Below are 22,367 nucleotides of genomic sequence, written 5' to 3' on the forward strand. Positions count from 1 at the left end.
AACCCTCTCCTCTACAAGCTTCATCTATATATTTGAACAAAAAGGAGCCGGGATATACTATCCCTAGCCCCTCATTGTACGCATTATTTAAGATAAAATATCTACAGTTACGCGTTTATCGCTCTTGACTGCTGCAGATGTGACTACTGTACGGAGCGCCTTGGCGATCCTGCCTTGCTTGCCGATGACCTTTCCTACATCATCTGGATGTACGGACAGCTCATAGACAATCAAATGCTCTTTCTCCACAGCCCGTACCGTCACATCTTCTGGATGATCCACTAAAGCCTTAGCAATTACTCCAACTAATTCTTCCATAGAGGACCCTCGCAATCAGTCATTATTTCTGTTGCTTAAGCTCATGAAACTTCTTCATCACGCCTGCTTTGGAAAGCAAGTTGCGGACGGTATCAGATGCTTGCGCACCTGTTTGAAGCCATTTAAGAGCTTTTTCCTCATCGATCTTAACTACTGCCGGTTGTTCAATCGGATTATAATAACCGATTTCCTCGATAAAACGACCGTCACGAGGGGACCGGGAATCGGAAACCACTACACGATAGAAAGGCGCTTTATGCGCTCCCATTCTTTTTAGACGAATACGTACTGCCACGAAAAATCACCTCCTTATAATAGTTTCCAACATTAGTTGGTCAGACATTCAAGATCATTTAAAAGGGAATTTCAGCCCTTTTCCACCACCAAGACCTTTAAGCTGCTTCATGGCATTTTTCTTGGAGGCTTTGCCGCCTCCGCCCATCATGCCGGAGAATTGCTTCATCATCTTACGCATCTCATCAAATTGTTTGATGAGGCGGTTGACCTCAGCGACTGAGGTTCCGCTGCCGGTTGCAATACGCTTGCGGCGGTTATGGTTAATGATCTCAGGCTGTTGCTTCTCCGCCTTAGTCATAGAATGAACTATGGCTTCAACGCGTCCCATTTGCTTATCGTCGACCTTTAAATCTTTAATGCCCTTGGCTTTGTTCATACCCGGGAGCATATCAAGAATTTGATCGATAGGGCCTAGCTTCTTCACCTGATCCATTTGCTCAAGGAAATCATCGAACGTAAACTCTGCATTACGCATCTTACGTTCCATTTCTTTAGCCTTGTCAGTATCAATGTTCGCCTGGGCTTTCTCAATCAGCGACAGCATGTCGCCCATACCCAGAATCCGCGAAGCCATACGTTCCGGATGGAACGGCTCCAGCGCGTCGATCTTCTCCCCTAAAGCGGCGAATTTGATCGGGCAACCGGTAACAGCTTTTACTGACAGTGCAGCACCACCACGGCTGTCGCCGTCGAGTTTCGTCAATACGACCCCTGTAAGCTCAAGCTGCTTATTAAAGCTCTCGGCTACATTCACGGCGTCTTGACCTGTCATAGCATCTACTACAAGAAGTACTTCATCAGGATTTACAACATTGTGAATCTGCTTGAGTTCTTCCATTAGTTCTTCATCAATATGCAGGCGGCCTGCAGTATCGATAATAACATAATCAAGTCCGTTATCCTTCGCATGTTGTACAGCTTGTCTGGCAATTTCTACCGGACTAGTCTGATCACCAAGTGAGAATACAGGAACCTTAATCTGTTCTCCCAGCACTTGCAGCTGCTTGATAGCAGCAGGCCGGTAAATATCTCCCGCAACCAGGAGCGGACGATGATTGCCCTTCTGTAACAGCTTAGCCAGCTTACCTGAAGTGGTTGTCTTACCAGCCCCTTGTAGACCCGCCATCATAATGACGGTCGGCGGCTTGTTCGACTTGGCCAGCTTCGCTTGGCTTCCGCCCATCAGCTCGGTTAGTTCCTTGTTGACGATGTCGATAATTACCATGCCAGGCGTAAAGCTGTCCATGACTTCCTTGCCGATGGACTTTTCTTTCACCTTAGCCACGAATTCTTTAACTACCTTAAAGTTAACATCGGCTTCCAGAAGGGCTAACCGCACTTCACGCATAGCTTCGTTTACGTCTTCTTCGGATACTTTACCTTTACCGCGTAGCTTGCTGAACACATTCTGCAATCTTCCGGTTAAACCTTCAAACGCCATATGCAGATTTCTCCCTTCATGCTACTCTAACCTCTGCAAGCGATCCACGATCTCCGCGAACCGAAGTTTATATTGCTCAGGCAGCATCCCATTCTCCGGCAGTCTGCGCAGCTCTTCTAAATATTTAGTACGACTCTCATGTTTCACTAATAGTCCAAGTTTTTCTTCATAATTCTCAAGGACTTGCTCAGCCCGCTTAATATGCTCATAAACAGCTTGGCGGCTGATTTCAAATTCAGCGGCAATCTCTCCCAAGGAAAAATCATCGTGAAAATAATATTTAAGAAACGTTTGCTGCTTATCTGTAAGCAGTCGTTCATAGAAGGCAAAAAGCAAATTGATACGATTCGTTTTCTCGAGCCTATTCTCCTGACTCATTAAGGACAACCCCTTCGTCAAGGAAAAACACTTTACACCTTCACAACGTCCCTTATGATACCTAAAAGAAAGAGAGATGTCAAGCACTTTTGCTTGTCATCTCTTTCTTTATTAAAAATCCATATTTTCCGCGATAAATCCGCTTGAAATTATTGGATTGGCAGTACATAAATCAATATGGCGAAGAAATGTGTGACACTGCCTGCAAGAACAAATACATGCCAGATCGCGTGATGGAACGGAAACCCTCTCCATACATAAAAAACTGTACCTAGAGTATAAAGCACTCCGCCAGCCATCAGCAGAATCATACCACCGTCCGCTACCACTGCCGATAGAGGATTCCAGGCGATAACAATCAGCCAACCCATAGCAATGTAGAATACCGTAGACATGAACAAGAACTTTTTAACAAAAAACGCTTTGAAGAAAACGCCAAATACTGCGATTCCCCATATAACACCAAATAAACTCCAGCCAAGTGTTCCCCGAATAGCTACTAGCAAAAAGGGTGTATACGTGCCTGCGATAAACAGATAAATAGAGGAGTGATCGAAAAATTCGAACAAATCCTTCGCCTTGCCCTCTTTGAGACTATGCACAAGTGTTGAATTGAGATACAGAAGCAGCATTGTCGTTCCATAAATGGAGAAGCTGACTACATGCCATGCCGTTCCTTTCAGACTTGCAAAAACAACAAGCAGGACAAGTGCAGCGACGCTTAATACAGCTCCGATCCCGTGCGTAATCGCATTCGCGACTTCTTCTCTCCGGGTGTAGGTGTGAGTATTTGCCATATCCATATCCTTCCGTCTAAGCTTTCTTTCTATTATACCACGCGGACCTCACTGGATTACAGTTTGTAAATCTCCGTGTATTTCTCCTCCAAATAATCAGCCAGATAATCTGGACTGAGCGGCTCACCTGTTACTTGTTCGATAATTTGCGAAGGGGTCAGGCTTTTTCCGAAACGGTAGATTTTTTCTGTTAACCATTCTTTAATCGGCAAAAGATTTCCCGCAGCAATCAATTCATCGAAGTTCGGCAGCTCCTTGCGGAGTGTATTCAAGATTTGGGCAGCATACATATTTCCCAGAGAGTAGGATGCAAAATATCCGAAGTCTCCACCGGACCAGTGCACGTCCTGCAATACACCAAGCGCATCATTAGGCGGTGTAATACCTAAATATTCTTGATATTTAGCATTCCATACCTGAGGCAGATCTTTGACAGATAGACCTTCATTAAAAATAAGCTTTTCGATCTCGTAACGCACAATAATGTGCAGATTGTATGTAAGCTCATCTGCTTCAATTCGGATGAATGAATTTTCCACACTGTTAATAGCCCGGTAGAAATCCTCTACATCTACATTCGCAAGCTGCTCTGGGAAATGCTGCTGCAGATCACCGTAATAACGTTGCCAGAACGCACGGCTGCGGCCGATCATATTCTCCCATAGTCTCGACTGAGATTCATGAATCCCCATCGATGCGCCTTGAGCCAGTGGTGTTCCCACTAAATCTTGGCTGATATTTTGTTCGTAAAGCGCATGTCCACCTTCATGCAGTGAGCTGAAGACGGCGCTAGTCACGTTATCAAGTAAATAAGCAGTCGTAATACGAACGTCACCTGGATTCAGCCCTGTAGCAAAAGGATGCACACTCTCATCCAAGCGGCCTGCGTCGAAGTCATAGCCCATTTGCTTCAGAATAAAGTTACCAAACTTTTGTTGCTGCTCTTTAGGGAAAATCTGCTGCAAGAAGCTGGTATCTGGTTTATTGGGTGAAGCAGCGATAGCTTCCACTAACGGAACCAAGCGGCTGCGGAGGCGACTGAACACTTCATCCACCTTTTCTACCGTGAGATCAGGCTCATACATATCTAGTAGCGTATCGTAACGTGTGCCATTTACACCCCAATAATCGATGAACTCTTGTTTCAGAGCTACGATTTTACTCAAATAAGGTTCAAATGTAGCAAAGTCATTGTTCTCCTTAGCTTCTTCCCAGATTGTTTGGGAATGAGCAGACAGGACAGCGTACTCTTCAAATCTTTTGGAAGGAATACTCTTACTGCGCTCATACTCTTTGCGGCAATCGTTGACGATCTTTTGTTGATTAGCTGTAAGCTGGCTCAACACTTCTGGACGGCTGAAAAATGCTGTGAAGTCACCCATCTCCTGTGAAATCTCAAGTCTGAACAATTCTCCACTCAGCATCCCAATCGTACCGGAACGTACTTCTACTCCCTTACGCGGTGCACCTGTGCGCAAATCCCAGTGCATTAATTCTATGGCCTCTGAATATCCACTAATTTTTGCTAATAACTCGCTGAATTGTTCCCATCGTTCCTTTACTTGTTGTTCCATTCTACTCCACCTGCTTTCTCTGTTTTACAGACTCCTCTTGATGATACTTTTTTGAATGAGTATAATCAACTTCAGAGATTACATCTCTAATTTTAAATATTTAATGAGTTACATAAGAAGCAGAGCATGCTTCGAACAAAAATCAAGGAGCGTGAACAGGGCTATGATGATTCAAGTTACACCTCTCGCAGAAAGGAAGTTGAAGGAAAGGCTTGGAGATCAGCCAGGATTTTTCAAGCTCTTTTATGATACGGTAGGCTGCGGGTGTGACGGAATTAATGTGTTACTGATTGTTTCAGAAGTGGAGCAAGGCGATTCTAGGATAGAGACGAATTCTCTTCCCTTTATCGTAAGCCGGCAACAGGAAATCTTTTATGAAGACAAGATGCGACTCGATGCAGAGGAACGTTTCTCTTCCTATAAGCTGGTCAGTGATTCTCAGATTTATGGTAACAATATCATGGTAAGAGATATGCGCAACGTAAGTACAATTCAAGGAATTTAAGGGAGGAAGCTAATATGAGCCACGTATCAGAAATTATTAACTTTAATAAAAGTTTTGTAGAGAATAAGGACTATGAAGCTTATTTAACCAGTCGTTATCCTGACAAAAAAATGCTGATCATCACCTGTATGGACACTAGACTCGTTGAATTATTGCCGAAAGCCATGAATTTCAAAAATGGTGATGTCAAAATCATCAAAAATGCTGGTGCGGTTATTTCTCAGCCTTTTGGTAGTGTTATGCGTAGTGTAATGGTAGCTCTATATGAACTAGATGCTGAAGAAGTAATCGTGGTTGGACACTATGAATGCGGTATGGCCTCCCTCAATGCGGACCATATGATCAATTCCATTAAAGAACGTGGAGTATCTGAAGAAGTGCTGTCTACACTGGAGAATTCCGGAATCAAACTTACAAAATGGCTGCGTGGGTTTGACAATGTCGAAGAAGGGGTAATTCAGACTGTGGACCTGATTAAACGTCATCCACTGCTTCCCCCTAATGTACCTATCCATGGCATGATCATCGATCCGGCAACCGGAGCGCTTGAGCTTGTCGCTGATGGGTATAAGTAACGAATGACGACTCTCTAACTGCTGTTTGCGTGGATCCTGGATCCACGCTTTTTTTGTGCATAAAAGTATAAATTATGATAAATAAAATTGAAACCTTGTGGGGCATGTCTGCGTATTACCGACCATACACAAAAATTCATGCTCACAGGAGGGTTTTCGTACTAAATGAAACCAATGAAACGCGTAATGATGATTCTAATGGCCTTCACTCTGTTTTTTGCAGTGGTTGCTCCAGACTTTGCCGATGCACGTCGAGGTGGCGGCGGATTCAAATCCGGCACTCGCAGCTATTCAACAACCCCAAAAAAATCAACAACAACAAATAACATCAAAAAAAGTGACAGCACTAAAAGTTCCACAGCAGGATCTGCTGCAAATACAAAACGTGGCTTCTTCAGCGGCGGCAGCTTAATGAAAGGCATGATGATCGGTGGTTTGGCCGGATTATTATTCGGTGGAATGTTTGGTGGAATGGGAGCTTTTGGTGACTTCCTAGGCTTTGCCGTTAATATGCTAGCTATCTATGTATTGGTTATGCTCGTGATGTCCTTCTTCCGTCGTAGAAAAGAACGTCGCCGCTTAGAAGAACAGGATGGTCGTTACTAATGTCTACAATTGTTCTAAGCATGGATGAGATCATCAATGCCCTCTGTCTGCACATGGCGGAACGAAAGGCTGTTCGCCCAGAGGATGTTCAGGTAGAACTGAGCTGGGAAGAAGATACCGGTTACTCTGCAGAGGTTTGGGTACAGGGCCGCAGTCAATTTCTAGTGGAGTCCAATATGATTGAAGCGATCCTGCGTTACATGCTCAGCGAATATGGTGTTCGCGCCTATCGTGAAGATGTAAGACTGGACCTGGATGAGGAAATCACAGCGATTGTAAATACAGGGAACTAATGATAGTAAAAGGGACAACCCGAGGGGTTGTCCTTTTTTGATATAACGCTATTCATAGAAATATTGCTTTACCGTCCCTACTCCGTCTGCCACTTCAATTTCTGCATAAGCTCCATTAATAAAAGTAACCTGCGGCGGGACATGACCACAATCGATATCATAAACGATCGGTACCTTAAGCTCTTCAAATAGTTCAGCATAGATATCCTCGGCAGTATAGTTATCCACAGGCCGATTAGCTGGACTTCTGCCAAACATAATCCCCGAACAATTCTCAAACCACCCTGCCAGCTTCATCTGCACTAAAGATCTGCGTAAATCCGCTGTGTTCAATTCACAATTTTCCAAATACCAAACAATAGGTTCGTCATGAATCATTTCTTGCTGAAAATGCTGGAGCTTTCCATAAGTCGTGCCGATCAAATGCCTAATTACATCTATACAACCACCCAACAGACGTCCTTTCATCGTTACAGCATCTGTAGTTAGAGACTTCCAATAAGTCTCCTCTGTCAAATGAAAAACGCATGGCGAAGGCACATCATGCTGCCATTCCCGCTGATATTTAAGAGATGAATGCTGCACAATGGACTCACCCACTGGTGTCTCTAGAACCGCATGCCAGAGGGCTGTAGTATCATCCGAATACTCTCCCCGTAAATCAATGAGATTCGCTCCGTGGGCAGTAGCCAACCCGGTTGTCAGCGTGACCGCAAGCAGCAAGACGCTTATATCTGAATATCCCACGATCCATTTGTCCTGCAAAGCATCAAAATCAATAAACTCCAGAGCTTCAATTAACAATTCCCCGCCCCAAGGCGGAATAAGGACATCGATTCCATCATCTTTGATCATCTCATTAAACTCATGACCACGAACATTTGCTGGTGCAGATTTAGCCTTATCTTGCTTCCATGCCGTTTCGCCGATAATGACATTAAATCCTTGCGACTTCAACCGGCTGGAGGCCAGTGTAAGAAGTTCTGCATTTTGAATGCCTACTCCAGATGAAGGTGCTGTAACGCCTATCGTCGCATTTTTTTTCAAAAAAGGGTATCTAATCATATGCCACCTCCCAGAGTTTGTACCCATTATATCCCTAAAGTGATAATGAGAACACCTTCTTCTAACACATACTTTGCTCATATAAAAAAAGGACCTGGCTGGATGCGTCAACGTATGACCGCAAATCCTGCACATGTCCTTCTTCAATTAAGCTCAAGCACTAGATTAAAGAGATAGCAAGCAGTTCAAACAACACAAGCGGTAAAATCACATTATTATTGTATGGGGGACCTGGATAAGGTCCTGGATATGGGCCAGGTCCCGGGCCCGGATGAGGATGATACGGCTGATGAGGGTTGTAAAACCCGCGGGGCATTTGCCCATTAGCTGCAACGTTCAGATACAAGTGTTTATTATCTACTCCGGCTATAACGCCTTCATGTACAAAGCCATCTATTGTCTGTACGTTCACCTTATGGTTAAGGTATGGCTTGCAAGATTGATGTAAAGAATCACGGACACCGTGCAGGTGCCGGATCACAGCAGGATCGGCCTGATAAATCACATTTTGTTGCTGCCCAGTGTTAAATGTCGACATGGATGTTCTGACCTCCGTAAATGGATTTGCTCCATTCTATGCAGAAGCCTAGATTACGGTGCCTATTAAATGGGCTATTCTTAGAATGGCAGAGCGACTTTCTCAACCTTAACATTTACGGAAACTAGAGACAGTCCCATCATATTTTCAACAGCATTTCTTACATTTTGCTGCAGCATATAGCAGACCTCTTGAATCACACATCCGTAATTAACTATGACCTGAAGATCGATGGCAACATCCACTTCTTTTACTTCAACGGACATTCCTTTTTTTACATTTTTACCGCTTAGACGTTTAGCCCAGTTGTCCGAGATACTGCTTCCTGACATGCCGGCAATACCCGGTGTGTCCAGAACCACTTGCCCGACGATCGAAGTCACCACATCATCTGAAATATGAATTAGTCCTTGCTCCGTTCCTTCATTCATAGAAATCCCTCCATAATGTTTTATTAACTTATGAGATATCAGAACTCTCCTCTACCTCTATCTCTACCCGGCGTTGCTTGACAAACAAATAATAGGCCTTGGTCAAGACGATTTTAACAATCATATACAGCGGAATAATCAGTAAAATCGCAATGATCCCGCCTAAATCGCCGCCAACTAATACCAGAATAATCGTAGTCAGTGGATGAATATCGAGCTTTTTCCCAAAGATGTAGGGAGCGATTAAATTATCCTGTATCTGCTGCGCTACCAGAACAATGATGATGGACCAGACGGCAATAGACGGTGATTGAATGAATCCGATGATAAAAATAGGGATACTAGACAGTATCGCTCCAATAAAAGGCACGAAGTTCATCACAACTGCGATTACAGTCAACAGCAATGCATATTGCAGGCCAATAATAAGGAAACCAATATACATCAGAACGCCTAAGGCCAAATTAACAAGCACCCGGCCCACGATAAAACCACTAAGCGCACTGTCGATTTCAGTCATCATTGTAGTTCCTTCTTCACGATACTTCTTTGGAAAGAAACTTACAATCTTACGTCCGAATTTCCCACCTTCCTTAAGCATGTAGAATAACATGATCGGAAAGGTGAATAAAATGATCGCAAAATTCGAAACAAAAGAGAACAGTCCTGAAACGTAATTCGTTAACAGCGTAAACCCTTTATTCAAATAATCCGTCAATGTGGAGGCTGGATTCGCATCAGCAGGGATCAACGCAGACAGAAATTCATTATCTTCTAGTTTCAATAGCTGTTGATTCAAGGAGGCAATGAGATTCGGCATATTATCGACGAAATTAACTAATTGTGTGCGAAGTGAAGGCCAAACGCCGATAATAAAAGCAAACAGAAGCACTAAAATAACTACATATACGATGATAATCGCCAAAGAACGATTCAGCTTATATTTCTCCAAGGTATCGATCAGTGGCCGCAGCAGGTAATAAAAGAAACCCGCCAGCATTAAAGGCACTATAATGACACTGAACAAAGACAGGATCGGTGTGAATAAAAAATCTACGCGTGAGCCTAAAAATACAATGCCTAACACTAAAAGGATCGCTAGACAAACTCTGATGAAATTGTTCAGTTTAGCCATACTTTCTCTCCCGTCTTCTGATTTGGATGTCTTCCAGCTCGTTATTTCGGAATCCGGATGGTGAATACCGTAGGTTCCTTCTTTGAGTGACTGAGATGAAGCGTCCCCCCCATTTTCTCTGTATTTTTCATAGCTATCGAGAGACCTAGCCCTGTTCCTCCCGAAGCTGTCCGCGCTTTATCTCCCCGAACAAACGGATCAAACATTGTGGACCACAGTTCTTCTGGAATACCCACTCCAGTATCAGCGATTTCAATCATGACTTCTTTCTCCAAAGGGATCACCTCCACACGCAAATGTGTACCTGGAGGATTATAGATCAGTGCATTGGAGATCAAATTATGAACCACACTCGAGAGCAGCTCCGCATCAAAGTTCAAGAACACATCCTCTTCGGGAACATTTAGATGCAAAACAAAGTTCTTTTGTTCAATCTCTCCGTACGTATCTGCAATGATTTCACGAATAAATTCGCCCAGTTCTTGATGCTCCATTCGTAGCAAGAAATCCGGTGAATCTATTTTTAACAGCTCCAGCATGTTCTGAATCAGCTTAGTAACCTGTGAGGATTTATTATAAATATAGCTTAAATATCTTTTTTGGCGTTCGTCATCCTCGCCTCTACCCTCTACAAGCGCCTGTGCAAAGCCCTGTATACTCGTTATCGGCGTCTTCAGATCATGGGACAGATCAACCATCATCCGTTTCTTACTTTCCTCTGCCTGGCGTTTTTCTTTGGTCGTCTTTTCAATTACGTCTGCCATATAATTAAAAGTCTCTCCAATTTGCGAAAATTCCTTCTCTGCATATAAAGCGATTCGAGTATCATAATTCCCCTGAATCATCTGCTTCAACCCAAGCGTGATGATACGCAGTGGTTTCCTGATTCGCCGCGCCACCCAATAGCTGTACACGATAATTAGCAAAAGAATCATTCCCACACCCAAAAAGACGTAGTATGAAAGCGAATGATTAAAGTAGGCCACGAAGGGATCACTATTAATGGTGATGGTGATAGCTTCCCGCGGCAGCTTCAAGAGCAGCCACTCCGATTCGCTCTGAGCATTTAGCGTGGTCAACGAGTAAAAGTAAGCTTGATCTTCTCCATTTTCCAAACTTTTTAAAAGCTGGTTACTGGTATATTGGGTTACACCGTCTTTTTTTTCTCCAACAACCTTGGTGACCTTCATGTCTTGATCCAAGACCTCGATCCATCCCCCGCTCCGCAGAAGACGTTTGGTTTCTATCCCATGCTCCAGATTATCTCGATAAGCACTAGCTTCCACCTTCAAATCAGGATCAGCGATTTTATTTTTTTCAAAAATATGGGTCACATCAAGATTAATAAACAAATAATATACAATCACGAGAAAAAACAAAATACAGATAAACAACAAAAAATCCAGCGTCAGCGATGATTGTAAAGGTCGTTGATCTCTATTGCTCCATAGGCGCTTCAATTTTGTATCCCAGCCCTCTAATAGTCTTTAAATATACTGGCTTTTTGGAATCTTCCTCAATTTTTTCCCGGATATTGCTGATATGTACCATGATACTATTATCTTCGTACACATAGAAATCTTCCCACACGGCCTCATATATTTTTTTGCGTGTAAAGACTCGTCCAGGCTGCTTCATCATTAGTTCCAAAATTTTGTACTCGGTAGAAGTAAGCACCACAGGTTCACCTGAACGATAGAGCAGACACTGGCTTTGATCCAGCATTAATTCACCTAATACAATCTGTTCAGCTTCTTTTTCCTCAACGACTTGCGCATCGAAATGATGTACACGCCGCAGCAGTGCTCCAACACGGGCTACTATTTCTAATGGATTAAACGGTTTGGAAATATAATCGTCGGCTCCTAGTTCAAGACCCAGAATTTTGTCATGATGTTCGCTTTTGGCGGATAAAAATAACACTGGAAAATGATGCACCTCGCGGATCTTTTTCAATAATTGCAGTCCATCCAGACCCGGCATCATAATATCCAGAATTGCCAAATCAACTTTATGGTTCCGTACCTGCGTTAAGGCTTCAGTACCACTGTTTGCTTCCAAAATGGTGTACTCTTTCTCTAAATATAATCTTAGCAATTCTACAATTTCTGCTTCATCATCAGCGATCAATATTGTATACATGATAATCCCCCCATCTAACTATATTCTGTGATTATTAACAGAGCCTAAACACAATCTAAAGAATAGCTAAATTATCACATAGTAATAAAATAAAAATCGCACACGGGAAACCGTCCCATGTACGATCGTAATTTGTCTGGATTGTGAGGATCACTACTTTAAAAAGCTACGCCAATTCCGCCTTCCCCAGCATAGGTTCCCATAACCGGACCCATGCTTGAGAGTAAGACTTCTTTGAAGGGATGCTTTAGTAAAATGCGTTCTTTAATCTCGAGTGCCAGCTTCTCACAATTACTGTGTACAATAGCGATAACCGCTTTCTCGTAATCATGCTGCTTCTCATCCAAATGCGCTAGCAGACGATTCAGTGCTTTTGGAAGACCCCGGGTCTTCTCCACTACTTCGACAGTGCCTTCTTCGCTGATTTTGAGCAGCAACTTTATATTGAGTACAGACGCTACGGCTCCCGAGAGCCGACTTAGACGTCCGCCTTTCATTACATTCTCCAGAGTGTCCAGCGTAAAATAAGCGTTAACTTCCTCTATCTGCTGAAGCACCTTTTCCTTGAGCTCTTGCAAGCTTGAACAAGTTAAGGACCACTGCGCCGCCAGGCCGACAATCAATGACAGCCCGCCTGAGAAGTTTTTGGAATCTATAACCTCTATTGCATTGGTATGTCCTTCATCCTTATACATTTCCATAGCAATCATAGCCGTCTGATAAGTGCTACTAATATTAGAGGACATACAAATGACCATAATGTCAGTTCCCTCCTCCACTTGCTTGAACTTCTCAAGGAATTCGTTGGGACTTGGACTAGCTGTGGTAGGCAGCTCCTTGGATTCGCGCATTTGAGCATAAAAGTTTTTCGTGTCCGTATCAGCCGGCATTAACTCATGCCCAAAATGAACCGGTAGGTGGATCACGGAAACATTATACTTCTCCATGTAGTCAAGGGGTAGGTCTGAACCGCTGTCTGTTATGATCTTGATTGCCATAATATAAGTACTCTCCTTTCAATATCAGTACTATTATAGCCACCATAAAATGAAATCTCCAGTAACCTTTATAACTTGAAAAATTCTTCGATCTGTGTTATGTCTTTCTTCCTTAACTTGTCCTTATATGATATGGTTTATGAATAAGCGTATAGAAATGGAGTGTATGTATGAGTAAGGGTAGAGTATGGAACAGAGGCAAACATGATGGTACAGGACTATCGAGGAAAAAAACTGTAGATCAAGAGGGTACAGCTTCTACTGAAACTGAATCCACAGAACCTTCGAATGAACCTTCCAATTCAAGAATTGATACTGTAAAACCGATGAATCGCACGAATTGGGTGACCAGACCCACCCGTGTCAGCAATAAAAATTCGAAAGACAAACGATAATTCATACATTCTAAGATTTGAGGACCCAGATGACGTTATTGGCAAATTTCCAGCCTTTTGAGCAGAGTTTCGGACTCCAGAGCCGTTATTCCGTAGAATGAGGTTCATATATGGTGTCTTTAGTGCCATTAGTGGCTATACGGTCCGTTAGCATCCCAAATGCGGAATAAAACTGCGTTTAAGGTCATCTGTGTCCGATAGTTATCTTTGTACATGCAAAAGTAATAAAATCCAGCGAACAACAAAAAGGGTTGTCCCAGTAGCCATTTCATCATTTCATGGCTTATGGAACAACCCTCTTCTATTTTCTACGCCATATATCCTAACTCCGCTTCATCTCTGGAGGGGGCTTCGCCAATTAACTGCTTCAATAGTTTTTTCATCATTACCGAAGCCTTTACTTTGGTATGAAGACACGGAGAAACCTCTATTTCATAGTTCCCTTGTTTGATAGCTTCCTTCAATTCTTCCACAGTTGAGCAGGAGTCTTGCAGACGATTCACAACACTGCCATATTGCAAACACTGATGACTGTCACTGCCAGCAATCACAGGCACACCCAACTTCTCAGCAAAGGGCGTGATCAGGTTCTTATAAGTCTCCACCCCCTGCATGTAAATATCCTTAGCGTTGAAATCAAAAGCGTCTAATCGCTGAAGCAATGCCGGATCCAGTTGATGTAAAGGCGTAGAAGTTCGGAAGGGGTGGGCTCCGATTTTCCAAAGATTATGTTCATCGGCCATATCAAGCAACTGCTTAAAAGGTATGAAATTCCCCTCCTGCGTATGCTCATCTAGTAAAGCGCGGACAGCTAGAACATTCTCCTTCAGTCCGATCAAGAGGATATGACCTGTCTCCGCGATATCCACTTCCATGCCTGGAAACAGTTTAAGTCCGTTCACATCGTAATAATGCCCGTTATAGGGATAAGTCTGATCCAGCGCATCATACATCACAAAGAAATTAGAAGTATTAAAATGCTCGGTCAATGCTACAGCCTGTAATCCATTTGCCTTGGCTTCGAACATCATCTCCGCAAAATATTCGGGGGAAAACGTAGATTTTTTAGATAATTTACCATGGGTATGCAGATCAATATTCATCATGTCTAATTCGTCTCCTTTGAGCTTGTAAGTTATGTTAATACACCAGTTCAGGGTAGAGATAACCAATACAGAATATCAAGATGACATAAGCAGTGGATCCGGATAAAAAGTACCAGTCGGACCGCTTCATTTTCAAATAAGATAACTTGATCTTCTTCACTTTCTTATTATTAAGGCCGTAGCTAAATCCCCGAGTCTCAAGTGCTTCAATCGTTGTTCGAGAACGTTTAGCTGTGTTCAACATGAGCGGGTAAAATGCCAGAATGACGATTCGCAAATAATACGTGATTGTTCGCCAGTAGAAAATTCCATGTTGAAGCGGTCGTTGCCCTCTCAATCTAAAGGAAAGTAGAATTTGATGGAATTCCTCCAGTAAAGTAGGCAAAATACGATAGCCATAAGATAAGCTGAATGCAAAAGTATCAGGGATTCCTAAAGACAGTAAGCCGTCACTAAGTCGTTCCGGATCAAGACTAGAGAAAACCGTTATACTCGCCAGCGAAATCACCGAAAGCTTAAGCGTCAGTGTCAGCATAGGCAGCAAGGATTCAATCCCCCCGCCGAAAAAAAGCGACAATATAAACATCCAGCCAATCTGGCTGATTAAGCCGAGACATAATATAAAAATAATATAAGGGCTGACCCGGGAGAGGACGGTCGTTAAAACCATAAGCACGAACATCCCTAACAGGATTGTCCGGTTATGTACAAACCAAGGCACGATGGCAAAAAAGAGATACCAGAGCAGCAGAGTTCGCGGGTCCAGCCTGCCCAAAAAAGTACTGCTGCTATTATATGCGGTTCCGAGCAACTCCAATTTGATTTGTTCTACAGATATACGGTCAAGTGCCCGTTTAACGGCTTCCATGGATTGCAGCTACCTCCTTCTTTTCCACTAAACTCACAAACTCTTCTAAGCTACTGCAAATTCTAGGGAGACCGAGCATACGACTTAGCTCCATCAATTGGGTCTGAGCCAGACCCGCACGCCGTAAAAGAAGGCCGTCAGCGAAAATTTCATCCTTCGTCCCATCCGCAATTATCCGCCCTTGATGCATTACAATTATTCTGCTGGCCCATTCAGAGACAAGCTGCATATCATGAGTTGCGATGACGACCGTCTTCACATGATTACGAAGCGTCTCCAGCACATGTACCATTTCTTGTTTGGTCGAAATGTCCAGATTAGCTGTCGGTTCATCAAGCAACATGATAGCAGGCCTAACCGCGGCACCAATCGCCAAGGATACCCGGCGCTGCTGCCCTCCACTTAGCAGTCGGGCATCCCGTTCAGCCAGCTCGCTTAAGCGAAATGCCTTTAGCATCTCATCCACTCTTCCATCCGTATCTGGTAGTTTCCGCGCCTTCAGATAATAAGCAATTTCCTTACGCACAGAATCCTCGATAAACATTTCCTCCGGATTCTGGAATACGTAAGCTACCGTACCGGAGAGACGTTCAGGCGGCAGCCCGTTCACCGTCATTTCTTTAACCTTTACGGTTCCAGCTGTAGGTCTGACAATACCAGCAATCAGCTTCATTAATGAAGATTTACCTGCTCCGTTGTTGCCAATAAGAGCAATGGACTCTTCCTGCCCCAGTTCTAGCTGAATTCCATTCAGTACAGGATGCAGCACCTTATGAATCGTACGGTAAGAGAGGTGAACATTCTCCAGCTGAACGATAGAATTTCCTTCTTTTGCAGCTATGGGGAGCTGCTCTTGCATACGTCCGATTGGAAGTGTCTCCTTGGCATCCTGACGAAGCGTCATGCGGGTACTGCCTTCCTCAGCATTTAAGGGAAGCAGCTTTGACTTCTGATCATCAGGCTGTAGCAGCCAAGCCGCCCGGGTCACATCCGGTGGGTATATGCCCAGCTCTAGCAATTCTTGTACAGATGACAAAGCTTCACGCACAGGCTTCTGCCAGCGCATTTCCCCCTGATCCATCAGGACAACATTTTTGCAATAATCCGCAATAAATTCCGCATGATGCTCAATCACTACAATGGTCTTTCCATGCTCCTCATTCAAACGCTGCAAAATATCATAGATATGACGGGCATGCTGCGGATCCAGCTGGGCTACGGGTTCGTCGATCACCAGAATTTCCGGATCCATAGCTAGGGCTCCAGCTAGAGCGAGCAGATGTTTTTGCCCACCACTTAACTGCCAAATAAATTCATGCCTCAAGTCACTAAGTCCGGTTAGCGCCAGCGCACGCTCTCCCCGTTCCTTGTAATCCGTAAACCCATAATTTAGAGGTGTAAAAGACACATCATCAAGCACAGTCGGTCGTACCAATTGATTCTCGAAATCCTGATAAACATAACCGATACGTTTGGACAGCTCTGCTACACTTTTTCCATCCGCAGATTGGCCGCAAACTGTCACCTCTCCACTGAAATCACCAGTGTAATAATGTGGAATTAAGCCGTTAAAGCATTTGCAGAGAGTAGATTTCCCGGAGCCATTACTGCCGATGATCGCAATAAAATCCCCTTCTCCCAGTCGTAAGTCTACGTCTTGCAGTACTGGTTGTTCAGCTCCCGGATACGTAAAGTTAATTTTGTTCAATTCAAGAATTGTATTACGCATCTGCTTGACCCGCTTCCTGTCTTTTTCGTGCCGAACGCCGAAGCAGTGCAATAATCGCCGTTGCCGCTACTACAGCCGCCACCAACATACTGAGCCAAATCAAGGTCTTTTCATTCGATTCCGCCCCTGCAAGCTCAAAATCACCGAAGTTCCAGCCCGATTCCGATAACAATTCCGAACCCACTGCTACCATCACTAGAAAGGTTCCGGCAATGACCAGCTTAGGAGATAGCCACGCTCCTGTTGCATATTTCATATTCCGCTCACGCGGTTTCATGCCGAGTAATGGTTCAATTTTTCCATATAAACGCGGAACCAGATACATGGTAGGAATTAGCGCGAACAAAATGCCGGAGAAAAGGACATCATTCAGGAACCCTACTCCCTCAATTACAACGATACTTTCTGCCAGCCCTTTAACAGCCTCTAGCTCTTCTACCCCTACCCACACCTTCACAATATCTATAATGGAGCTAAAAAACTGGTGAATCGCCACGCCGGTAATCGCAGCCACTCCAACTTGTCTTCGATTTTTCGGATCAGACACCATACGGCCTGCGGTGTACATCGCCAGTGAGAAGGTAATGAATTTCTCCAGCTCCCCTAAACCTCCAAATTGGCCTAACATCAATTCCCCGAAGATTACCTCACCAACAGCTGCTCCGACCGCCGCATATAAGGGGTGAAACAACATACATAATGTCAAAGGAATGAAGGCGAAATATTCAATGGATAATTCAATCGGGCCCAGTTTGATCCCAGGCACTAGCTCGGTAAACATATTGGACAACCCGTAAAGCGACATCGACAGTACAAAAATCATCATTTTTTGTGACTGAGTCAGTGTGTAACGCGTTTTTATCGTGCTCATGAAATATTTGGCCTCCCAATAAGAATTTATCTTCATTATAAGAAGGCCATGTCATCACAGCTTTTTTCATTTGTTAAATGAGAGTAATATTTTTTTCAATATTTTTAACGTTGTAAAAATATTTACAACATATTCACACGTTATATTCTATCTATCGCATCATCATAGGAGGATTGAGAGATTGTATAAAGATTGGAACCACCGCGCTTTTTCGCCTAATCAACGGATAATTGCCGACTTTATTCAAAAAAATGAGCAACGTGTGGTCTATATGACCGAACAAGAAATGGCAGACGAGCTGCATTTGAGCATCGCCTCCGTTTCACGGTTCTGGAAAGCTGCGGGATACAAACATGCCAAAGATTTTAAAAACCGGCTCCGTTTCCGCTTTGAATCCACACCTTCTGTAAAAATGCGTGATGCCATGCAGCGATCAGACGATACCTCACTCCCTCAACTGCTGCTGGACAATTGTTCACATCATTTGCAAGAAACACGCCGCTATTTAAGCGACGATGTACTAAAGCGTGCAGTAGATGCGATATCTACAGCTCGGATTATTTATGTATACAGCCCTGGACCTTGCGCCGGATTAGCAGAGCTAATGATCTATCGAATGGCGCGTTTTGGTCTTCAAATGAAAAAAATGGCCCCCAGCGGCCATGAGCTGCTAGAGACCTTAATGCATGCTGACAAACAAGATGTCTTGCTTGTCTTTGGATTTGTACAAATACTGCCTGAGATTGAAGTCATACTGAACCATGCACGTGAAGCAAATTACCAGGTCATCCTGATCACAGATAGACTTGTATACCCGCGATCCCAAGATGCAGATATCGTAATTTATGCGGGGAGAGGTGAGGTTTGGGAGTTCCATTCCATGGTTGGCCCCACCTATATTATTGAGAATCTGATCCTTGGAGTGGGATTAGCGAATAGGGACAGTAGTCTAAGCAAGCTGGATAAATTGCAGCAATTGCGCGCGCAGTATGGGGGGAAGCTCCCGCGGAGTTAGCTTTAGATTTGACTGCAAGGAGAAGGGAAATTTAATTCATTCCTAAAGCTTCTTTAATTTGTGGGATAGATAAACCGTTTGCTTTCATTTCTTTGATCCAAAGAATGCGCGCGACGGTTTCTTCTCTTTTATATCTGCGTGTTAAATTCTCCTCTGCCTGTTCAAAGGGCAGCATGCCTTCTTCTGTATAATGTTTGAGTGTACTATAACGAGCATTTGTGATTCTTACTAATTCCCCTATCGATACATATTCTGACGCCATAATATTCTCCATGGATCGTTGTCTAGACATTGATAACCAACTCCTTTACAGCGGGCGCTTCGGAATAAGACGCACACCTTGAATTGGCACTTTCATCATTACAAAATGTGGGATCGCATCGTAGAGCAAATTATCAATTTTAAGAGTCGCAATCGATCCTCTCTCCAGCACCTTAACTTCATGTCCATAGGACATTAATCTTGTAATAACTGCGTCTAACCTTTGATTAGAATTATCAAACCAGGACTCTGTTTCTATAAAGACAGCTCGTGATCGCTCCAGGGCAGGGAAGATAAGATTGATACTACTGCCGATAAAGGTCTTCGCAAACTTTGTCTTCAATGCTAAAAAACGTTTGATACCTAACTCAACTCCCTGGCGAATTTGTATAGGAAACAGCGCCTTTGCCCATATGTTACTTTGGTATAGATCATGTAATTTGATATTCACCTCTTCTAATTCGTTCAGCGAGAAGAAATCATGCATACATCCACATTCACGAAGTAGCCATAGCATACAAATGACCTCATCTGTTACTGGGCCCTCTTCCAAAATCTCTGCCCGCATATTCTCTGTAATGCTCGTGTACGCCTCCATATTACTGCGATAGGCTCTAATTTCAACTTCAGCAGAATCAAAATACATGTCGCTCCCTATCAGGCTTGGTATATCTTCAAGCAAATTCATTGCTTGAAGATAATCTGAAATCGCGGTTTCGAACTTTTTTAATTGATGGTTAGACTTCCTCGAAGCCTTCTTTAACCACCAATTTAAGTCACCCGTTACCTCAGCACTATTATGAAGTAAGGGTTGTAGAACAGTTTCTCTATAGAGTGTTGAATGAGATTGATCAAGTGCTTCCTTGTGCAAAGTTAACTTGTTCTCAGATTGTGTAAAACATCCCTCTAAGTAAAGCTCCAATATAACCGCTGCTGCCATGCAGCGCAAAGACACTTTCTTAACAGTAGTCATCTGAAGACTTCTCTGTGCATTAAGCGCGATCAATGAAAAACTTGGTGCTAATTTAAGATCCATCATAACCATCCACCCCTATCCATTAATTCGTATTTACAGGATGATATTTATTCCGTATGGTGAGCGTTTGATTTACTTACTACTTACTACTTACTACTTACTACTTATCACTTACAATACACCATCTTTACAATAATTGTCAATGGTCTGGAATAACGTAAAGAAGGCCCTGCCCTTAATGGTCAAGCCCCGATTTTACAGGCACCAAAAAAAAAGACCCTAGGCTATAAGCTGCTTCTGGTAATCAACCAGGGTATCTTAGAAATAGGAGGATCAGTTCTAACGGGAATTTATGTAGCCAATGAAGCAATTGGAGCCTCCGGCTGGTCACAAAAAAGAAGTCGCCTTGTAAAGCTAAATAAAGAAGGCTGGCCATGTGAGCCTGCCTTCTTTATTCACTCAGATCAATAAGTAATTTGGTTAACTCTAGATTTTCAACCTTGTCTTCTTTGACGACAAAGGCAAGGGAAGGGAAGGATGATAGAATCCTTCGTCAAGCTTGGTAACGTTCACCCAATAGTTAACAACACCATCTACTTTCTTTTCGCTGCGGGATGCCTCAGGGATAGCCGCAATGATATCCTTTTCACTGCTTCTGATACCGATATTTTTATCCGTCCTAAGCGAAGAAAGAGAGCTAATCGGTATATCAACTACGCCTCCGACTGGCTTAGTTTCTCACTACGGTAAAACTGATCGTCAAATTATCTTTTTCATATAACCAGCGCATGTTAAGAGGTTCCCCCCACTTCCGTCATCCGTTTCGAATAAATTCCCGCTCCGCTTTTTTCAAATGCTTTAATGAATTTTCGAAAGAATATGGAAACTTAGTCCTAAGTTTAGAGAGTTTTTCAACCTCTCCCATAGCGATAGCTTCCTTAATAGCAGGAACCAACTTCGCTTGAATAATGCCCCAACTTTCTGCCTGAAGAAGTTCGTCTATCAACATATGCGGTTTGGAATGATATTGTTCAATTTTTGTTCTCCTCTTCTCGATTTCTACCCTCTAATAGCTCTATCTTTATTTTTTCAAGACATAGCTTCTCCCTTAGAGTGTATAAGTTCATCCTTATGTTCTAATACTTCTATTATCATAGCAGCCCCCGTCTGAATCCGAGAGTATAGGCGGAAGCGGATGAGATAGAGTTCTGCATGCCACTCAGATCCAAGGCTTGTTCAATCATAGTAAAGTCTTCTATAGATAACTTTGCTTTTAGGATGTCCATAAACTCTGAGATTAGCTTGGAGTTCTGTATATACTCGGGATCGCGTAAACACAAAAGTTCACTTGGACAGATTTTCCCGTAATATAAATCCTCCAAAAGACTCACCAGTCATCCCTCCCAAATCATCTCTTCAATCATCTTAGCGAATTTATCGCTAAAAATAAATAGCGAATAATTCGCTAAGATATGCTTGCCTTGGAGGTGTTTAGTATGTATCAACGTATCCGAGATTTGCGTGAAGATAAAGATTTAACTCAAACCCAAATGGCAGAGTATTTGCAATGCAGCCAGAGGATTTATAGTAATTATGAACGCGGTGATGTTGATATTCCCACGGCCATTCTGATTAAGCTAGCAGATTATCATAAGACGAGTACGGACTATTTACTAAACAGAACGAACCAAAAAACTCCTTACTCTAAAAGTTAAATTAAAAGAATGAGTAGATATCGCAGTTTTCAAAGGATTTCATCCTTATGGTGATGAGCATTGTACACAGGAATCCGTGATTTACGCGGAGACAAAGATCTGACACAGCAACAAATAGAGGAGCTTTTACATATTATACAAGCCACCTACTCCCGCAATAAAAATGGAAATTTGGATGTTCCGAGCGCCGTTTTAATTACGCTAGCTAATTTCTATAAAGTAAGCATCGACTTTATTTTAGGTCAGACAGATAATTCTAAATGCTATCCCAACAAAAAATAATCCGCAGCACAAACAAGCTCCTGTGATAATCACAGGAGCTGTTCACGTTTAGGCTA

The 22,367-nt window shown here is 43.1% G+C and carries 28 protein-coding genes; 8 read left to right on the plus strand and 20 right to left on the minus strand.

All coding sequences use genetic code 11. From position 1 onward, the window contains the following. Positions 1-87: 87 nt before the first annotated feature. The 6 genes from MHI51_RS19215 to MHI51_RS19240 form a co-directional block, all read right to left on the minus strand. Complete coding sequence (locus MHI51_RS19215; RefSeq protein WP_036688600.1) at positions 88-318, minus strand: KH domain-containing protein; 231 nt, start codon at positions 316-318, stop codon at positions 88-90. 22 nt (positions 319-340) lie between these two features. Beyond that, positions 341-613: a 30S ribosomal protein S16 gene (gene rpsP, locus MHI51_RS19220; RefSeq protein WP_036688604.1), complete on the minus strand. Its 273-nt coding sequence runs from the start codon at positions 611-613 to the stop codon at positions 341-343. Positions 614-667: 54 nt separating this feature from the next. Further along, positions 668-2,056 (minus strand): signal recognition particle protein, encoded by a 1,389-nt coding sequence (gene ffh, locus MHI51_RS19225; RefSeq protein ID WP_036688607.1) that lies wholly within the window; start codon positions 2,054-2,056, stop codon positions 668-670. A gap of 21 nt (positions 2,057-2,077) precedes the next feature. Beyond that, positions 2,078-2,434, minus strand: a complete 357-nt coding sequence (gene ylxM, locus MHI51_RS19230) for a YlxM family DNA-binding protein (protein ID WP_036688609.1) — start codon at positions 2,432-2,434, stop codon at positions 2,078-2,080. A gap of 149 nt (positions 2,435-2,583) precedes the next feature. Beyond that, the gene (locus tag MHI51_RS19235; protein WP_036688612.1) at positions 2,584-3,231 is read right to left on the minus strand and encodes a hemolysin III family protein; all 648 of its coding nucleotides are present in this window, start codon (positions 3,229-3,231) and stop codon (positions 2,584-2,586) included. A 56-nt stretch (positions 3,232-3,287) separates the two neighbouring features. Next, positions 3,288-4,805, minus strand: coding sequence for a carboxypeptidase M32 (locus MHI51_RS19240; RefSeq protein ID WP_076276193.1), 1,518 nt, complete (start codon positions 4,803-4,805; stop codon positions 3,288-3,290). A gap of 163 nt (positions 4,806-4,968) precedes the next feature. Here MHI51_RS19240 and MHI51_RS19245 point away from each other — a divergent pair, with 163 nt between their 5' ends. From MHI51_RS19245 to MHI51_RS19260, 4 genes are all read left to right on the plus strand, one after another. Then, positions 4,969-5,310, plus strand: coding sequence for an iron-sulfur cluster biosynthesis family protein (locus MHI51_RS19245; protein WP_076127099.1), 342 nt, complete (start codon positions 4,969-4,971; stop codon positions 5,308-5,310). A gap of 14 nt (positions 5,311-5,324) precedes the next feature. Further along, positions 5,325-5,885, plus strand: coding sequence for a carbonic anhydrase (locus MHI51_RS19250; RefSeq protein WP_036688619.1), 561 nt, complete (start codon positions 5,325-5,327; stop codon positions 5,883-5,885). 174 nt (positions 5,886-6,059) lie between these two features. Beyond that, positions 6,060-6,491 carry a hypothetical protein gene (locus MHI51_RS19255; RefSeq protein ID WP_081383222.1) on the plus strand — a complete coding sequence of 144 codons (432 nt, stop codon included), beginning with the start codon at positions 6,060-6,062 and terminating at the stop codon, positions 6,489-6,491. Between the two features lie 8 nt (positions 6,492-6,499). Next, positions 6,500-6,784, plus strand: coding sequence for a YxcD family protein (locus MHI51_RS19260; protein WP_036689115.1), 285 nt, complete (start codon positions 6,500-6,502; stop codon positions 6,782-6,784). A gap of 48 nt (positions 6,785-6,832) precedes the next feature. Here MHI51_RS19260 and MHI51_RS19265 read toward each other — a convergent pair whose 3' ends face one another. The 7 genes from MHI51_RS19265 to MHI51_RS19295 all read right to left on the minus strand — a co-directional run bounded on the left by MHI51_RS19265 (position 6,833) and on the right by MHI51_RS19295 (position 13,093). Further along, positions 6,833-7,849 carry a S66 peptidase family protein gene (locus tag MHI51_RS19265; RefSeq protein WP_076276191.1) on the minus strand — a complete coding sequence of 339 codons (1,017 nt, stop codon included), beginning with the start codon at positions 7,847-7,849 and terminating at the stop codon, positions 6,833-6,835. Between the two features lie 160 nt (positions 7,850-8,009). Next, positions 8,010-8,387 carry a hypothetical protein gene (locus MHI51_RS19270; RefSeq protein WP_036688624.1) on the minus strand — a complete coding sequence of 126 codons (378 nt, stop codon included), beginning with the start codon at positions 8,385-8,387 and terminating at the stop codon, positions 8,010-8,012. A gap of 80 nt (positions 8,388-8,467) precedes the next feature. Next, positions 8,468-8,818 (minus strand): Asp23/Gls24 family envelope stress response protein, encoded by a 351-nt coding sequence (locus tag MHI51_RS19275; protein WP_036688625.1) that lies wholly within the window; start codon positions 8,816-8,818, stop codon positions 8,468-8,470. 28 nt (positions 8,819-8,846) lie between these two features. Then, on the minus strand, positions 8,847-9,953 hold the full coding sequence (locus MHI51_RS19280; protein WP_076276190.1) for an AI-2E family transporter: 1,107 nt from the start codon (positions 9,951-9,953) through the stop codon (positions 8,847-8,849). Positions 9,954-9,994: 41 nt separating this feature from the next. Then, complete coding sequence (locus tag MHI51_RS19285) at positions 9,995-11,413, minus strand: cell wall metabolism sensor histidine kinase WalK (RefSeq protein ID WP_076218234.1); 1,419 nt, start codon at positions 11,411-11,413, stop codon at positions 9,995-9,997. Further along, positions 11,391-12,098, minus strand: a complete 708-nt coding sequence (locus tag MHI51_RS19290; protein ID WP_143761880.1) for a response regulator transcription factor — start codon at positions 12,096-12,098, stop codon at positions 11,391-11,393. Before MHI51_RS19290 ends, MHI51_RS19285 begins: the two co-directional genes overlap by 23 nt. A 155-nt stretch (positions 12,099-12,253) precedes the next feature. Continuing rightward, positions 12,254-13,093: a DegV family protein gene (locus tag MHI51_RS19295; protein WP_076218235.1), complete on the minus strand. Its 840-nt coding sequence runs from the start codon at positions 13,091-13,093 to the stop codon at positions 12,254-12,256. Between the two features lie 170 nt (positions 13,094-13,263). Between MHI51_RS19295 and MHI51_RS19300 the strand changes: the two genes are divergently transcribed. Further along, positions 13,264-13,488: a hypothetical protein gene (locus tag MHI51_RS19300; protein ID WP_342409913.1), complete on the plus strand. Its 225-nt coding sequence runs from the start codon at positions 13,264-13,266 to the stop codon at positions 13,486-13,488. A gap of 308 nt (positions 13,489-13,796) precedes the next feature. Here the strand turns inward: MHI51_RS19300 and MHI51_RS19305 are convergent, their stop codons facing one another. Genes MHI51_RS19305 through MHI51_RS19320 form a run of 4 tightly spaced genes read right to left on the minus strand, consistent with a single transcriptional unit; the run spans position 13,797 to position 18,062 of the window. Then, entirely contained in the window at positions 13,797-14,594 is a 798-nt protein-coding gene (locus MHI51_RS19305; protein ID WP_305954096.1) for a PHP domain-containing protein, read from the minus strand. A 34-nt stretch (positions 14,595-14,628) separates the two neighbouring features. Continuing rightward, positions 14,629-15,462 (minus strand): energy-coupling factor transporter transmembrane protein EcfT, encoded by an 834-nt coding sequence (locus MHI51_RS19310; RefSeq protein WP_076100351.1) that lies wholly within the window; start codon positions 15,460-15,462, stop codon positions 14,629-14,631. Beyond that, on the minus strand, positions 15,449-17,191 hold the full coding sequence (locus MHI51_RS19315; RefSeq protein WP_076276187.1) for an ABC transporter ATP-binding protein: 1,743 nt from the start codon (positions 17,189-17,191) through the stop codon (positions 15,449-15,451). The genes MHI51_RS19310 and MHI51_RS19315 overlap by 14 nt, the downstream gene beginning before the upstream one ends. Continuing rightward, positions 17,184-18,062 carry a cell division protein FtsQ gene (locus MHI51_RS19320; protein ID WP_076276186.1) on the minus strand — a complete coding sequence of 293 codons (879 nt, stop codon included), beginning with the start codon at positions 18,060-18,062 and terminating at the stop codon, positions 17,184-17,186. The genes MHI51_RS19315 and MHI51_RS19320 overlap by 8 nt, the downstream gene beginning before the upstream one ends. A gap of 181 nt (positions 18,063-18,243) precedes the next feature. Here MHI51_RS19320 and MHI51_RS19325 point away from each other — a divergent pair, with 181 nt between their 5' ends. After that, a complete protein-coding gene (locus MHI51_RS19325; protein ID WP_076276185.1) occupies positions 18,244-19,077 on the plus strand; it encodes a MurR/RpiR family transcriptional regulator in 834 nt (277 codons plus the stop codon). Positions 19,078-19,108: 31 nt separating this feature from the next. Here MHI51_RS19325 and MHI51_RS19330 read toward each other — a convergent pair whose 3' ends face one another. The 3 genes from MHI51_RS19330 to MHI51_RS19340 form a co-directional block, all read right to left on the minus strand. Beyond that, positions 19,109-19,369, minus strand: a complete 261-nt coding sequence (locus tag MHI51_RS19330) for a helix-turn-helix domain-containing protein (protein WP_036688642.1) — start codon at positions 19,367-19,369, stop codon at positions 19,109-19,111. A gap of 15 nt (positions 19,370-19,384) precedes the next feature. Next, entirely contained in the window at positions 19,385-20,377 is a 993-nt protein-coding gene (locus tag MHI51_RS19335) for a hypothetical protein (protein ID WP_076276184.1), read from the minus strand. Between the two features lie 1,088 nt (positions 20,378-21,465). Next, entirely contained in the window at positions 21,466-21,705 is a 240-nt protein-coding gene (locus tag MHI51_RS19340) for a DUF6809 family protein (protein ID WP_076276183.1), read from the minus strand. Between the two features lie 105 nt (positions 21,706-21,810). On the opposite strand from MHI51_RS19340, the gene MHI51_RS19345 reads away from it, so the two are divergent. Together MHI51_RS19345 and MHI51_RS19350 are read left to right on the plus strand one after the other, a co-directional pair. Next, positions 21,811-22,029, plus strand: a complete 219-nt coding sequence (locus MHI51_RS19345) for a helix-turn-helix domain-containing protein (RefSeq protein WP_076100339.1) — start codon at positions 21,811-21,813, stop codon at positions 22,027-22,029. 60 nt (positions 22,030-22,089) lie between these two features. Next, a complete protein-coding gene (locus tag MHI51_RS19350; RefSeq protein WP_076276182.1) occupies positions 22,090-22,311 on the plus strand; it encodes a helix-turn-helix domain-containing protein in 222 nt (73 codons plus the stop codon). Positions 22,312-22,367: the final 56 nt, after the last annotated feature.

Source organism: Paenibacillus sp. FSL H8-0260 (assembly GCF_045040625.1).
GTDB classification, from domain to species: domain Bacteria; phylum Bacillota; class Bacilli; order Paenibacillales; family Paenibacillaceae; genus Paenibacillus_AQ; species Paenibacillus_AQ odorifer.